Raw genomic sequence first — 14832 nt, 5'->3', positions numbered from 1 at the left:
TGAAAAGGCAGGGAGATTACCCTGCCTTATTTTTTAACCTTCAACTTCTTCTTCCTGCTCAACTTCTTCAATGTGTGCAGTTACTGCATCAATGGTAAGTTGTCCGTACTTGTCAATATCTTCCAAATGTTCATCAACCTGTCCTTCAAATTCGTCATAATATCTTTCAGCGCATTCAACTAAGTAAGCCTTAGCTTCTTCTTCGCTGTCAAATACTTGCTCACTTGTAAATGAGCCATTACCATTTTTTTTGATGTTCATTCCAAAGCGGCTTAAAGAATTGTACTGGTAAGCAGTTGGAGCAGTTGCGGTGATTTTGAATTGTGTTGTCATTTTGATTAATTTTTGATTGTTATTAATTACTTTGATAACACAAATATACGTTACAGCGTAATACAATCTAAATTTATTTTTACGTTTTACCGTAAAAGTTATCCACATTTATAACCCCTCAATTTCAAAGAACTTTTTTAATCACCCGCCAGCCTGTAACACTGCATTGGCGAATATTGCCGTGAAGTGCTACTATCAGCAGACGAATAAATATTCAACATTTCTATTTCAAACCGGCTGACGTGGTATTAATTTAATTTATCTGTTAATTATCGTTTTGTACTGTTTATTTCTGCGTTGCTTAACCCCGGTCGATTGCAAAGCCCGAAAACGTTTATGCAAGGGCGCCGCGGTTGTCCAGGATAAGGTTTGGAAGATTTAAAACTTTCTCCCTTTCGTATACTCTGTGTTTTGGGTGTCAACGCCCAGACCTCGCATATAAATCATTGTTGTTGCTAAGTCCCGGTGCCGGAATAGCTTCATGATCTTGTACAGGTCTTCCCCATCTTCGCCGAGGTGTACAGCCCTGGTGTGTTTGTACCGGTATATCCCGTGTTCTTCATCCGGAATACCTAATCGTTTCTTATAAGGTCGAAAATGACGTGCAAAATAATCCTGGCCGATTTGGTACGGGGCGCCGATCACAAAATCCTTTTTAGCAACAAAGCGCTGATTCTTTGTTTTTCCGAAAATATAATAATCGGCCGGAAGTTGATCGATCTTCAACTCATACAACAGCTCCAAGAAGTCTGGGTAAATCGGGATGTATTCGGTTGTCCGGTTCTTTGCTGTTCCGGATTCGATTTTTAACGTCCTGATTTTGAAATTAAAATCACCGGCCCTCAGATAATTAGCTTCAGCTTCATTTCGGAGCGCTCCATAATATATAAAGCTGCAGAAGATATAGAGCAGGTCTTCGCCGTCTTCCAGCATCCATTCTTTCAGTTTTTTGAACTGCCAGTCGTTCCAGGCTTGGTTGCCTGGTGATAATGTAGGTTGCCGCTTCAGACTTACCGTAGGAACCTTTTCGATGACCTCATCGTAATTCTCGTGATAATAATTAAAAAAGGTGGTAATGTCGTTAAGGTAGTTGTTGTAGGTTTTCCCCTTCCACTCCTTTTTTAATTTATATTCCTGAAGAAAAGAAGTAACAACAGCCTTTTTCACTTCATTCATCTGAAGCCCGGAAAAGCCGTTTGTTTCAAGCCACTTTTTGAAAAGATTCAGCTCGGTTTCGTATTTACGATAAGTATTAGGCCTGATGCTTCCTTTTATTTCTTTTAAGTAATTATCAATAAGGGTAACAACGCGATTGTCCTGCTGATGGTCGAATACATTGTATTCTTCAAAGGGATTCCAGCCTTCCTTTAGCAGCTCTTCTATCACGGCCTTCAGAGCAAGAGCATGCTGCCGGCGTTCTGTTTTGGTATTGTACTGAGCAAAGCCATAACTATAACGGCCAGCCCGGACCATTTGACCGGTAATAGGGTGTTGATAGTTTAACCAGACAAACCAATCTTTTGTAAGATCACCGCCTGGAGGTTCGTAAATAAAGGGGCCTTCCCATTTTGGTTTCACTGGGAGTAATTTTTCTAAACTCGTGTCAGCTGCTGTGTCAGCCAGCATTTTCATGCGACTGACAATCAGTTGTTTAAAAGTGGAGCCGGAGGGATTCGAACCCTCGTCCAAACATGGAACAAATTATGCTTTCTACATGCTTAGCTTCTGTTCAATTGTCGGGAAGGGGAAGGCCAGTCGCTTGCCTGTACCGTCTTCCTTAGGTGCTTGATCTCGCCGTATTATCGCACCGTTAATACAGCCAGTTCTGTGAATCGATGCCCCGTTTGCTACCGGTACAGAACAAAACCGTTAGCGGGACAAAAGCTATGCTAATTCTAAATTAGGCAGCTAAGGCGTAGTTATTTTCGCCATTTATAAGGTTGAGAGTTCAGATTTAAGCGCTTTACTCACAATGCGCTGCATGCTTACATACTTGCCGCCATCCTGTCAATTCCGGTCGGCCCCATATTTCAAAGATACGTTAAATGGTGTTTACTGCCAACTCCGGGTTTCTCACGGTTCGACCCGGGTACTCTTCCAGCGCTTTTTCAAGGCAGGCCATCGCATTTTTCAGATCATCCTGCTTCAAAACGTATGCCAGTCTTACTTCATCCTTCCCGGCGCCCGGTGTGCTGTAAAAACCTGTCGCGGGAGCCATCATTACTGTCTTATTGTCATAAGAGAATGTTTCAAGCATCCATTGGCAGAATTTATCAGCATCGTCAATAGGCAGACGTGCGGTAACATAAAATGCACCTCCCGGGTTAGGGCAGTAAACGCCTTTCATATTATTCAGCGCCTCAACCAGTATATTTCTGCGTTCGGTATACTCCTGTTTCACATGCTCAAAGTACGAAGCCGGTGTATCAATAGCAGCTTCGCCGGCAATTTGCTCTACTAATCCGGCGCTCAGGCGGGCCTGGGCAAATTTCAGGGCAGTAGCTAAAATCTGTTTGTTCTTGGTGATCAGGAAACCTAAGCGTGCTCCGCAGGCACTGTACCGTTTAGATACGGTATCAATAATGATCACATTTTCATCCATCCCGTCAAGGTGCATGGGCGAAACAAACGTCTGTCCGTCATAACAAAAATCACGGTAAGCCTCATCAGAAAACAGGTACAGATCATATTTTAAGCAAAGCGTTTTGAGATCTTCCAGTTCCTGGCGTGAATACACATAGCCGGTAGGGTTATTCGGGCTGCATATAAAAATGGCCTTGGTCTTCGGCGTGATGTGCTTTTCAAACTCGCTGATGGGCGGCAATGCAAATCCATTATTAATGCTTGCGGTTACAGGCTTAATAATGGCATCGCTCATGCAGGCAAAACCATTATAATTGGCATAAAAGGGCTCAGGAACGATAATCTCGTCGCCTGCATCCAGGCAGGACTGCGTAGCAATAATAAACCCTTCAGAACCGCCATTGGTAACAATGATATTATCCGGGCCGATATTGTAACCCAGCTTATTATAATATTCCGCCAGCTTTTCGCGGAAAGAGAGTATGCCTTCGGAGGGCGTGTAAGCCCATACCTTAAAGCTGATATTCTTAATGGCATCAAGCATCACCTGCGGTGTTTCAATATCAGGTTGCCCGATGTTCAGATGATATACAGTTTTCCCTTCACGTTTAGCCTGTTCTGCATAAGGGGCTAACTTCCTTATTGGTGAGGCCGGTATACGCTGGCCTTTATTTGAAATTTGTGGCATAAGTTGTGCAAAAATAAAAAAACCTCCCCGTTTTATCGGAGAGGTTTTTACAATTGATGATTATTTTTTTTCTATTTGTTTGCTATCACTTCTCCTTTTATATATAACACTTTAACCGGGGTTTTGGCGTTTGATTTTACCGTAACCGCTTTAGTGAATGGTGATGCGACTGCCGCATTAAACGTTAATGTAATGGTACCGGTCTCACCTTTTTTAACAGGAGTATTGGTAAATTTAGCCACAGTGCAACCGCAGGTTGGCTCAACGCTGCTGATGATAAGCGGCTCCTGGCCAACATTGGTAAATGTAAAATCTACCGTTACGGGCTTGCCCTGAGGGATTTTACCAAAATCGTGGGTTTCTGATTCAAACTTAAATTCTGCCTTGTTATCCGTCTGCATAGCTGTCATGGCGGTAAAGCCAACAACCACAGCCAGAAGTAAAATGATTTTTTTCATAATCTATCAGATAGTTGTTAAAATATCTCTTTACAAATATATTTTAATTTTCAATACTTCAAAAAGTATTCCATCATTAATAATTAAGTGGCACCATATTATAAACAATGTCTTATTCAAACATTCAGAAATACAAAAACACAGGGTTGCCCGGCGTTTAGTCTTTTTACTTTTTACTTTTTACTTTTCACTTTTCACTTTTGACTTTTGACTTTTGACTTTTGACTTTTGACTTTTGACTTTTGACTTACATTGGGTGGGTTTGCATTATTTTACTATTTTTGACAGAATTGCTTTTTATAATTGCCGAAATATACACCGATGAATGAACAGCATTTAACCAGTCCGTTTGAGGTATCTGAGCTTACGTTTGATGACTTTAAAAGCATTGTTGTAAACGATTACAGGATAGCTTACATCAGTCGTCAGGCCAGCTTGCTGGGCAGAAAGGAAGTGCTTACCGGCAAGGCCAAGTTCGGTATTTTTGGCGATGGTAAGGAAGTTGCTCAGCTGGCTATGGCCAAGGTGTTCAGAGAAGGCGACTGGCGTGCCGGGTATTACCGCGACCAAACGTTTATGCTGGCAGCCGGTATGTCTGATGTAACAGAGCTTTTTGCGCAGCTTTACGCTAATGCGGATGTGGAACATGATCCGTCATCGGCCGGAAGGCAAATGAACTGCCATTATGCCACACGCGTGGTAAACGATGATGGTAGCTGGAAAAACCAGCTCGAATCTAAAAATACATCGTCGGATATATCTACTACCGGCGGACAAATGGCCCGGTTGGTGGGTTTGGCACAGGCATCGAAGCTGTATCGCAATAATCCCGGATTGGCTCATTTAACCGGCTTTTCGATTAATGGTAATGAAGTTGCCTTTGGCACGGTGGGCAATGGGTCAACATCAGAAGGCGTATTTTTTGAAACATTCAACGCTGCCGGTGTGATGCAAATCCCCATGGCGGTGTCTATCTGGGACGATGGCTACGGTATTTCTGTTCCCGCCGAGCTGCAAACTACCAAGCAGGATATATCTGAAGTGCTGCGGGGTTTCCAGCGGGATGAAAAAGGCGAAGGTTACGAAATCTTTAAAGTAAGAGGATGGGATTACCCGGGCTTGTGCGAAACGTATGAAAAAGCCATTCGCATTTGCCGCGAGAAGCATATTCCGGTGCTGATCCATGTAACTGAAATGACCCAGCCGCAGGGCCATTCTACATCAGGATCGCATGAACGTTATAAAACCCGTGAGCGTTTAGATTGGGAAAAAGAATACGATTGCCTGGTGCAGATGCGCAAATGGATGCTCGAATCGGCCATTGCAACCGAAGATCAATTGCAGGAAATTGAGAATAATGCACGTATTCATGTTCGTGAATCGCAAAAGAAGGCATGGAGTACGTACATCGCTGTGATAAAAAAAGAGGCCGATGAGCTCAATGAACTTTTGCTTGAAACAGGCTATGCTGAGCTTAAGCATTTAGGCCTGACACTGAAAAGCACAGTTGACTATTCCCGTAGGGAGATTTTTTCTACGGCCCGCAAAGCTCTTCGTATGCTTCGTGGGACAGATTCGGACGCCAAAACTAAATTGTTAAACTGGTATAACCAGCAGCGCAAGCTGAATTACGAGCGTTATAATACCAAGTTGTTTACCGATGGACTTGAATCGCCGTTCAACGTCCCGGTAGTGGAGGCAGAATATGATGAAAATGCCCCAATGCTTGATGGGCGTGAAATTCTGAATGCCTGTTTTGAAGCTAATTTCCGCCGTGATCCACGTATCATTGCCTTTGGCGAAGATGTAGGCGCTATTGGTGACGTAAACCAGGGCTTTGCCGGTTTACAGGAAAAATTTGGCGATCTACGCATATTTGATACCGGCATACGCGAAATGACGATTGCCGGGCAGGGAATAGGCCTCGCTTTACGCGGATTGAGACCCATTGCCGAAATCCAGTATGTAGATTATTTATTATATGCACTTAATGTGCTGAGCGATGACCTGGCTTCATTAAGCTACCGCACCAAAGCGGGACAGAAAGCCCCGGTCATTATCCGCACCCGCGGACATCGTTTGGAGGGTATCTGGCATTCGGGCTCGCCCATGAGCATGATATTAGGCTCATTGCGTGGCCTGCACGTTTGTGTGCCGCGAAATATGACCCAGGCTGCCGGAATGTACAATACCTTATTGCGTAGTGATGAGCCCGCACTGGTGGTTGAGTGCCTGAATGGTTATCGCCTGAAGGAAAAGCTCCCGGTTAATGTAGGCGATTTTACTGTTCCTTTAGGCAAGGCAGAAATTGTACTGGAAGGTTCGGATGTGACCATTGTAACCTATGGTTCTACACTGCGTATTGTCCAGGAAGCTGCCGATGAATTGCAGGAGTTAGGTATATCTATTGAAATTGTTGACCCGCAAACGTTGCAACCTTTTGATTTAGATGAGTTGTGCGTAAAATCTTTACAAAAAACCAATAAGCTGTTGGTAGTTGATGAAGATGTCCCCGGCGGAGCGTCGGCATTTATATTGCAGCAGGTGCTTGAAAAGCAGAAGGGTTACTATTACCTCGATGCGCAGCCGCGTACCCTGACCGCACAGGCTCACCGGCCTCCCTACGGTTCAGACGGCGATTATTTCAGTAAACCATCGGTAGATGATGTTATTGAGGTTGTTTACGCCATGATGAACGAGAGCAATCCCGGTAAATATCCTGCCATATATTAGCAATGTAAAAAGTTGAACGTGGTGAAATCCCGACTATTCGCACAGGCGTCAAGTTAAGAAAGAATACGTTCAACAAAGGCAAAAATACCTGCCCCTTCCTGCGCACATTGCCAACACGCCCTCCGCCAACTGGCGGAGAACGGGCATAGTTGGCCACTAATTTTTACAAAAGTCAGCAATACCGTTGTCGATCGTGTCCCCCGCTGGAAGGGGTAGGGGGAGGATTTACCCTTAAATTGACACGAATACGACTATCCGGGATTGAGCGAAGCGAACCCCCGACCCTTCGGTGGTAAAAATTTTACAGCCTGGTGCAGGGTTAAGCAGTTGCCTGTAGCATGGCTTACCTTGTACTAAATTTAAATTTGACTGGTCATGATAAGAATCGATAACTATAGATTATATCACCTTAAACCTTCTACCTTCCACCTTCACGCCCTCCACCTTCCACCTTCCACCTTCAGGCCTTCCCTCAATGCAGCGGTCGCCGTTTAACCATGCCGCCCCTGATATCAGTGATCACATTCATCACGATGAACGCTTTACGGTCAATACGTTCAACTTCCTGGCGCAATCGCGAGGCTTCCAGCCGGGTAATTACGGTAAAAACAATATCCAGTTCCTTTTTTACGCCTGTTCCGCCAAATCCGCGTTCACCTTTGTAAATGGTTACACCACGACCCAGGTTATTGATAATAGCTTCGCGGATCTCGTTACTTTTGGTTGATACAATGGTAACACCGGCGTACTCCTCAATACCCTGCACAATAAAATCTACGGTTTTTGAAGCCGAAAGATAGGTGAGGATGGAGTAGAGCGCCGTTTCAAGGCTCAGAACAAAGGCGGCACAAATAAAGATCAGCACATTGATCACCAGAATAATATCGCCAATGCTAAGCACGCTTCTGCGGTTAATATAAACTGCCATAATTTCGGTGCCATCCAGTACGCCACCACCGCGTATAGACATTCCTACGCCGGCTCCCAGGAAAAATCCGCCGAAAATAGCTATCAGCAATTTATCATTGGTAATAACCGGGAAATCCAGGAAATATATCAGCGTAGCCAGCACCAAAATAGCAGATAGCGTAGTAATGGCGAAGCGTTTCCCGATCTGTTTAACAGCCAGTACAATGAATGGTATATTTAAAATAACAAGCCAAAATGAAACCGAAAGATGAGTAATATGGTGCATCAGCAGGGAAATACCTGTAACACCACCATCAATAAAGCCGTTAGGAACTAAAAAGCCTTTAAGCCCAAAAGCAGCCAGAAATATGCCTGCCAGTACAAAGCTGATACGGACTGTTTCGCGTTTTAAATTAAGATAACGTTTGTAGCGTTTGTTGATTTTCATGAATGCTTTATTTATGTGGGTTCACTCTTTTAAGAATTCAGGGCCTGAATCTGTTTTTAAATATTAGAAAAAATCAGAAATAACTTGCAGGCAATAAAAAGAATTTTCATATTTGTCGCAAAGTGATGAGCAATACAAGCAAACATATTACCTGGTGGTGGCACGGCAATGTTAATTCCGGCAATCCGCTATAGTATGTTCTGTTTTTAAAGGAAATAATAAAAAATAAGCAGGGGTTGCCATAAGCAGCCCCTTTTTTTATACAATACTTTCGCTTAACTAAAATGAAGCAGATATTAAATTACTTATTTGAGCATAAAACATATAGCCGCCAGCAGGCTAAGGAAATTTTAACCAATATTACATTAGGTAAATATAATGCCTCGCAAATGGCCGCTTTTATGGTAGCTTACTGTATGCGCAGCATAACGGTTGATGAACTGGAAGGTTTCAGCGAAGCCATGCTGGAGCTTTGTATAGACCCTGGCCTGGCAGGATATGATTTAATTGATTTGTGCGGTACCGGCGGCGATGGAAAGGACACCTTTAATATATCCACGCTGGCATCGTTTGTGGTGGCTGGTGCCGGATACATGGTAGCCAAGCACGGTAATTATGGCGTTTCGTCCGGTTGTGGTTCATCCAATGTGATGGAATACCTGGGCCATACGTTTACCAATAACCCGGATACCTTACGAAGCAACCTGGACAAAGCCGGGATTTGCTTTTTGCATGCGCCTTTGTTTCACCCGGCCATGAAGAATGTGGCGCCTATCCGCAAAGAGCTTGGCGTGAAAACCTTTTTCAATATGCTTGGGCCTATGGTTAATCCCGCGAAGCCCAAAAACCAGGTAGTGGGCGTTTACAGTCTTGAGCTTGCCCGCTTATATGCCTACCTGTACCAGAAATCGGCAAAAAAATATACCATTTTGCATGCCCTTGCGGGATATGATGAAATTTCGCTGACCAGCGATTTTAAAACTTTTACCAATGATGGCGAGAAGATCTACCGCTTATCGGAAATAGGATTTGAAAAAATCAATCCCGAAGCTATTGGCGGCGGAAGCACCGTAAAAGAATCGGCAGACATCTTTACAGCCGTATTGAACGGAAACGGTACCGACGAACAGAACAACGTGGTGTTGTGCAATGCGGCGGCGGCTATTCACACCATAAAGCCCGAAACATCTTTTGCCGATTGCTTTTACGAAGCCGAGGAATCGTTGCTAAGCAAAAAGGCATTGGCCAGCTTTAACGTTTTGGTAGCCTGATGGAACGTCCCCTTAAAATAAAGGTTTGCGGTATGCGCAACCCGGATAATATCCTTTCAGTTGCCGCATTGCAGCCTGACTATATGGGTTTTATATTTTATCCGCAATCCAAGCGTTATGCGGATAACCTTGACCCTAAAACATTAGCGCAGCTTCCGGAAACGGTGCGCAAAACGGGCGTTTTTGTTAATGCGTCTTTCAATGAAATAGTTGAAAAGGTCAGGGATTTGGGATTGCATGCGGTACAACTGCATGGCAATGAGGATGCGCCTTTTTGCGGGCGTGTTAAAGTATCCGGTATAACCGTAATAAAGGCGTTCGGAATAGATACTGATTTTGATTTCGATAGGTTGAAGGATTATGCCGGTAACGTTGATTATTTCCTGTTTGATACCAAAACCACGCTGTATGGAGGTTCAGGGCAGGCATTTAACTGGGACTTATTGCATAACTATACACTGGATAAACCGTATTTTTTAAGTGGCGGTCTGGACGAAGCGTTGCTTGAATCCGTTTATACCCTGAACGATGAACGCTTGCATGCCATTGACCTGAACAGCCGGTTTGAAACGGAGCCGGGGTTAAAAGATGCAGACCGGCTGAAAGCTGTTTTTGAACGAGTAAGAAAGTAAAATATAAAGCGATACATAAAATGAGTTATCATGTAAATGAAAAGGGTTATTACGGCGATTTTGGCGGAGCTTATATTCCCGAAATGCTGTATCCTAACGTGGAAGAGCTGAGGCGTAACTACCTGCAGATCATTAACGATGAATCCTTTAAAAAGGAGTTTGAGCTGTTGTTAAAGGATTATGTAGGCCGGCCATCGCCATTATATCATGCCAGGCGGCTTTCAGAACGGTACGGTGCAACCATCTACCTGAAACGCGAAGATCTGAACCACACCGGCGCCCATAAAATTAACAACGCCATCGGGCAGATCATGGTAGCCGAACGTCTGGGCAAGAAACGTATTATTGCCGAAACCGGCGCCGGGCAGCACGGCGTAGCTACAGCAACCGTTTGTGCGTTAAGAGGGTTAGAATGTGTGGTTTATATGGGCGAGATCGACATTAAGCGCCAGGCTCCTAACGTAGCCCGCATGAAAATGATGGGCGCAACCGTAGTACCGGCAACTTCGGGCAGTAAAACATTAAAAGACGCTACCAACGAGGCCATGCGTGACTGGATCAATAACCCGGTTGATACGCATTATATTATAGGCTCGGCGGTTGGGCCGCATCCGTACCCGGATATGGTTGCCCGTTTTCAATCCATTATTTCCGAAGAGACCCGCTGGCAGTTAAAAGAAAAAACCGGCAAAGAAACCGCCGATTACGTATTGGCTTGTGTGGGTGGCGGAAGTAACGCTATTGGCATGTTCTATCATTTTTTAGATGATGAGGATGTGAAGCTCATAGCCGTGGAAGCTGCCGGTTTGGGGGTGGATTCGGGAGAATCAGCGGCAACTACCGTTTTAGGTAAAGAGGGCGTTTTACACGGAAGCCGGTCTATTCTGATGCAAACGCCCGATGGGCAGGTGGTAGAGCCGTATTCTATTTCTGCCGGATTGGATTATCCGGGAATAGGGCCGCAGCATGCTCACCTGTTCAAGTCAAAACGGGCCAGCTATGTTAGCGCCACCGACGATGAAGCCATGCAGGCAGGTTTATTGTTAACCCGGCTTGAAGGTATTATTCCCGCCATAGAAAGCTCGCATGCGCTGGCTCATCTGGAAAAAATGAGCTTTAAAGGCGGCGAAACCGTAGTGGTTTGTCTTTCAGGGCGTGGAGATAAAGACCTGGATACGTATATCAGGTATTTTGGATTGTAAATTATTGATTTAGCGTAATGAACCGATTAAAACATCTTTTCGAACATAAAAAAGGCCCCGCGTTATCCATTTATTTCACTGCGGGTTACCCTGAGCTGAATGCAACACTGGATATCGCCGAAGCCCTTGAAAAAGCCGGGGCTGATTTCCTGGAAATAGGTTTTCCATATTCAGACCCTGTAGCTGATGGCCCTGTGATACAGGAAAGCTCGCAAAAAGCCCTGGATAATGGCATGACACTGGAAATACTTTTTAAACAGTTAAAGGATCTGCGTAAACGGGTAACCATACCTGTGATGCTTATGGGATACGTAAATCCGGTGCTGCAATATGGCGTTGAAAATTTCTGTCGCGATGCCGCCAAAGCGGGTGTGGATGGCGTAATTGTACCCGATTTACCGATGTATGAATACGAGGAGTTGTACAGCGAATGTTTTGCAAAGCACCAGCTTAGCAATATTTTCCTGGTAACGCCGCAAACGTCAGAAGAGCGTATCCGTAAAATAGACAGTTTAAGCAATGGCTTTATTTACCTGCTGTCGTCATCGTCAACAACGGGCAAAAATCTTTCGGTTTCGCAAAATGTGGAAGATTATTTTAAGCGGATCAAATCTATGAACCTTGATAACCCCGTAGTGATAGGATTCGGTATTTCAGACCACGAAAGTTTTCAAAAAGCCAATCAATATGCTAATGGCGCTATCGTAGGCAGTGCTTTTGTAAAATTATTGGGTTCAGGCGATGGTTATCTGGAAAAAATCCCGGAATTTATACGGAAGATAAAAGGGAGCGGGGTGAGTTGAAAGTTGAGTCCCGTATCCCGGATCGTTCCTCCCGGGACAGGCTGTACGGGAAAATCCCGCCCCCGGGGATTGAAAGTAAAAAGTTCCTTTTGCTCGAGGGTGTCTCAAAAGTCCCCTATGGTCATCCTGAGCCTGTCGAAGGATTGGTTCATTATGGCTACAGGCGCTTCCCCCGAGACTTCGGGGTCAGCGTGGCTGTAAATAGATGGTTTTACTGACTTTTGAGACACCCTCGGTGCTAACTTCGGATTTATAATCCGGAACATAACCAATTGAAATTGCATGAGAGGGACTAACGCCCTGGCTGGTATCTTCATGGGTCATCGTATGGAAGCTTCGTAGAGACATAAAGTTTAGCCTATACTATATTGTTCCCGGGATTTTTACAGGAAATAGGCTTTTTATGAATACATCATCCCATTGAGATTAAAAAATGACCTATAACAGCGATCTCCCTGCAGGAATAATTTAGTATTCTTTGGACTTTCATATTTCATCGTATCTTTAACCATAAAAAGCAGTTTTGGGTTAGTAAATTTAACTGATGCCTGCTTTTTCCTATTTCATAGTTATGCAGTTCAGGCAATATATAGCGCTGGTAGCGTTATTCCTTTCTCAGCTTGTTTATGCGCAGGTAAAATTACCGGTTCCCTTAAATATTGCAGCGGCGTATAATCAACAAACCCGCAGTCCGGATGGTAGTCCGGGAAAGAATTACTGGCAAAATACCGCAGATTATACCATCAAGGTAGACTTTGACCCATCAACACGGTTACTTAAAGGAACGATGGCTATTCGTTATATCAATAATAGTCCCGATACCTTGCATGAGGTATGGTTTAAGCTCTATCCCAATCTTTACAAAAAAGATTCGCCACGCGAAACAAAAGTATCCGCGTCGGATTTTACAGACGGCGTTGCCATTCAGCAGTTTGTAATGAATAATAAGGCATTGGATGTATCCCGGCTGAACATTGACGGTACAAATATGATTGTGCCGGCAGAGATATTGTCCAGACAAACCACGCATTTTCAGATCGCGTGGTCTTATACGCTGAATAAAGGCTCGCATGTACGTACCGGGCAGGTTGATACCGGGGCGTTTTTTATCGCTTATTTCTTTCCGCGGATAGCCGTTTACGATGATATTGACGGCTGGAACGAAAACCCTTATCTGGGCTCGGCCGAATTTTATAATGATTTTTGCTCGTTTAACGTGGAAATTTCAGTTCCTAAAGATTACGCGGTTTGGGCTACCGGAGATCTGGACAACGCTGCCGATGTATTGCAGCCCGGAATTTACAAACGTGTGCAACAGGCAGGGCAGAGCGATAGCGTGGTGAATGTTATTACAGAAGCCGATCTTCAGCAATCTGCTGTAACTACCGGGGCATCCCCCTGGAAATTTACCGCTTCTAATGTTACCGATTTTGCTTTTGCGATAAGCAACCATTACGTATGGAAGGCCGGTAGCCTGGTGGTGGATAAACAAAGTGGCCGGCGGACCCGGGTAGACGTCGTATTCAATCCCCGGCATAATGATTATAACGAAGTGGTGAACTACGCCCGTAAAACGGTGGAAGTAATGAGCTATACCTTCCCGAAATGGCCGTTCCCATATCCGCATGAAACCATATTTGACGGCCTTGACCAGATGGAATATCCCATGATGGTGAACGATAATCCGCTGGCCGATAAGGAAGCGACCATAACGCTTACAGATCACGAGATCTTCCATACGATGTTCCCGTTTTATATGGGTGTTAACGAAACCAAGTACGGCTGGATGGACGAAGGATGGGCCACCATTGGCGAATGGCTGATATCGCCCTGTATTGATCCGGCTATTGTAGATGATTATGGAGTTAAACCCTACGAGAAAAATGCCGGAAGCGAACGTGATTTACCCATTATGACGCTGACAACCCAGCAAAAAGACCCGGCGTTTTACCTCAACTCTTATCCCAAGCCGGCTTTCGGATATTTGTATGTAAAAGATATGCTGGGCGATGAGCTCTTTACTAAAGCCCTGCATTATTATATACGGCAGTGGAATGGCAAACACCCCATGCCTTACGACTTTTTTAACTGTATGAATACCGGCGCCGGGCAAAATATGAACTGGTTCTGGAAGCGCTGGTTTTTTGATAACGGTTTCCCGGATCTGGCCATACGCAACGTGAAAAAAGCAGGCAGTCAATATACGGTGATTATAGAATCGGTAGGCGGGAAGCCCGTGCCCATAGATGTTACCGTATATTTTTCAGACCAGACGGTGCAGAAAATTCATAGAAGCATAGCCTGCTGGAAAGCTGGCAATAAACAGGTTACGATTGAGTTCTCCTCGGATAAAAAAGTAGATAAGGTTGTGTTGGGCAGCACCTATGTTCCCGATGTGAATAAACGGGATAATGTGTATAAGGTGAGGTTGTGATTTTCTCCCATGCCGGATTTTGTGTCTTCACGAAGATATTCTTTAAACCGGTTCAAGGGGGCACGAACCGGAGCATAAGCAGGCTTAAAAGATAAACAGTAACATTTGCCGTTGTTATATAAACCTGGGAGAAGCGGATACCGGCCTGTGCTTAAGGCTTTGCAGGCGTATAAGCGAAACACAGGACTATCCTGACCGATGTTTTGCCACAGTTGCTTTTCTGAAAATTATCAGACTCTCTCAAATCTTAAGTCTCATATCTCACATCTCACATCTCACATCTCAATCTGCATTACACCATACTTTTTTATAAATTTGCCTGCTTAACGCCATTTGCA

At 44.4% G+C, this 14832-nt stretch carries 12 protein-coding genes and 1 other RNA gene; 6 read left to right on the top strand and 7 right to left on the bottom strand.

Annotated elements, in window-relative coordinates; genetic code table 11:
- Positions 1-33: 33 nt before the first annotated feature.
- The 5 genes from FW774_RS05815 to FW774_RS05790 all read right to left on the bottom strand — a co-directional run bounded on the left by FW774_RS05815 (position 34) and on the right by FW774_RS05790 (position 4062).
- Positions 34-333 (bottom strand): hypothetical protein, encoded by a 300-nt coding sequence (locus FW774_RS05815; RefSeq protein WP_149347238.1) that lies wholly within the window; start codon positions 331-333, stop codon positions 34-36.
- Between the two features lie 378 nt (positions 334-711).
- Complete coding sequence (locus tag FW774_RS05810; RefSeq protein ID WP_187774825.1) at positions 712-1911, bottom strand: tyrosine-type recombinase/integrase; 1200 nt, start codon at positions 1909-1911, stop codon at positions 712-714.
- Between the two features lie 77 nt (positions 1912-1988).
- Positions 1989-2358, bottom strand: a transfer-messenger RNA (tmRNA) gene (gene ssrA / locus FW774_RS05800).
- Positions 2359-2374: 16 nt separating this feature from the next.
- Entirely contained in the window at positions 2375-3604 is a 1230-nt protein-coding gene (locus FW774_RS05795) for a pyridoxal phosphate-dependent aminotransferase (protein WP_149347236.1), read from the bottom strand.
- Positions 3605-3675: 71 nt separating this feature from the next.
- Entirely contained in the window at positions 3676-4062 is a 387-nt protein-coding gene (locus FW774_RS05790) for a DUF1573 domain-containing protein (protein ID WP_149347235.1), read from the bottom strand.
- 321 nt (positions 4063-4383) lie between these two features.
- Between FW774_RS05790 and FW774_RS05785 the strand changes: the two genes are divergently transcribed.
- Complete coding sequence (locus FW774_RS05785) at positions 4384-6795, top strand: thiamine pyrophosphate-dependent enzyme (protein ID WP_149347234.1); 2412 nt, start codon at positions 4384-4386, stop codon at positions 6793-6795.
- A 472-nt stretch (positions 6796-7267) separates the two neighbouring features.
- On the opposite strand, the gene FW774_RS05780 is transcribed toward FW774_RS05785, so the two are convergent.
- Positions 7268-8152, bottom strand: coding sequence for a YitT family protein (locus FW774_RS05780; RefSeq protein WP_149347233.1), 885 nt, complete (start codon positions 8150-8152; stop codon positions 7268-7270).
- Between the two features lie 284 nt (positions 8153-8436).
- Here FW774_RS05780 and trpD point away from each other — a divergent pair, with 284 nt between their 5' ends.
- The 4 genes from trpD to trpA are packed head-to-tail and all read left to right on the top strand — an operon-like array spanning position 8437 to position 12060.
- On the top strand, positions 8437-9423 hold the full coding sequence (gene trpD / locus FW774_RS05775; RefSeq protein WP_149347232.1) for an anthranilate phosphoribosyltransferase: 987 nt from the start codon (positions 8437-8439) through the stop codon (positions 9421-9423).
- The gene (locus FW774_RS05770) at positions 9423-10055 is read left to right on the top strand and encodes a phosphoribosylanthranilate isomerase (RefSeq protein WP_149347231.1); all 633 of its coding nucleotides are present in this window, start codon (positions 9423-9425) and stop codon (positions 10053-10055) included. Before trpD ends, FW774_RS05770 begins: the two co-directional genes overlap by 1 nt.
- 20 nt (positions 10056-10075) lie before the next feature.
- Complete coding sequence (trpB, locus tag FW774_RS05765; protein ID WP_149347230.1) at positions 10076-11257, top strand: tryptophan synthase subunit beta; 1182 nt, start codon at positions 10076-10078, stop codon at positions 11255-11257.
- Positions 11258-11274: 17 nt separating this feature from the next.
- Positions 11275-12060: a tryptophan synthase subunit alpha gene (gene trpA / locus FW774_RS05760; RefSeq protein ID WP_149347229.1), complete on the top strand. Its 786-nt coding sequence runs from the start codon at positions 11275-11277 to the stop codon at positions 12058-12060.
- Between the two features lie 186 nt (positions 12061-12246).
- Here trpA and FW774_RS20360 read toward each other — a convergent pair whose 3' ends face one another.
- Positions 12247-12408, bottom strand: coding sequence for a hypothetical protein (locus FW774_RS20360; RefSeq protein ID WP_187774824.1), 162 nt, complete (start codon positions 12406-12408; stop codon positions 12247-12249).
- Positions 12409-12604: 196 nt separating this feature from the next.
- Between FW774_RS20360 and FW774_RS05755 the strand changes: the two genes are divergently transcribed.
- Positions 12605-14494 (top strand): M1 family metallopeptidase, encoded by a 1890-nt coding sequence (locus FW774_RS05755; RefSeq protein WP_242457750.1) that lies wholly within the window; start codon positions 12605-12607, stop codon positions 14492-14494.
- Positions 14495-14832 lie beyond the last annotated feature (338 nt).

Source organism: Pedobacter sp. BS3, from assembly GCF_008274585.1.
Lineage (GTDB): Bacteria > Bacteroidota > Bacteroidia > Sphingobacteriales > Sphingobacteriaceae > Hufsiella_A.
This window is presented reverse-complemented; position numbering and strand designations above follow the sequence as displayed.

Bases quoted from the DNA above. Each gene is read 5' to 3' on its own strand.
- FW774_RS05755 (WP_242457750.1), top strand. From the start codon at position 12,605: ATGCCTGCTTTTTCCTATTTCATAGTTATGCAGTTCAGGCAATATATA.
- FW774_RS05770 (WP_149347231.1), top strand. From the start codon at position 9,423: ATGGAACGTCCCCTTAAAATAAAGGTTTGCGGTATGCGCAACCCGGAT.
- trpD (WP_149347232.1), top strand. From the start codon at position 8,437: ATGAAGCAGATATTAAATTACTTATTTGAGCATAAAACATATAGCCGC.
- FW774_RS20360 (WP_187774824.1), bottom strand. From the start codon at position 12,408: ATGTCTCTACGAAGCTTCCATACGATGACCCATGAAGATACCAGCCAG.
- FW774_RS05780 (WP_149347233.1), bottom strand. From the start codon at position 8,152: ATGAAAATCAACAAACGCTACAAACGTTATCTTAATTTAAAACGCGAA.
- trpB (WP_149347230.1), top strand. From the start codon at position 10,076: ATGAGTTATCATGTAAATGAAAAGGGTTATTACGGCGATTTTGGCGGA.
- FW774_RS05795 (WP_149347236.1), bottom strand. From the start codon at position 3,604: ATGCCACAAATTTCAAATAAAGGCCAGCGTATACCGGCCTCACCAATA.
- FW774_RS05790 (WP_149347235.1), bottom strand. From the start codon at position 4,062: ATGAAAAAAATCATTTTACTTCTGGCTGTGGTTGTTGGCTTTACCGCC.
- FW774_RS05815 (WP_149347238.1), bottom strand. From the start codon at position 333: ATGACAACACAATTCAAAATCACCGCAACTGCTCCAACTGCTTACCAG.
- FW774_RS05785 (WP_149347234.1), top strand. From the start codon at position 4,384: ATGAATGAACAGCATTTAACCAGTCCGTTTGAGGTATCTGAGCTTACG.
- trpA (WP_149347229.1), top strand. From the start codon at position 11,275: ATGAACCGATTAAAACATCTTTTCGAACATAAAAAAGGCCCCGCGTTA.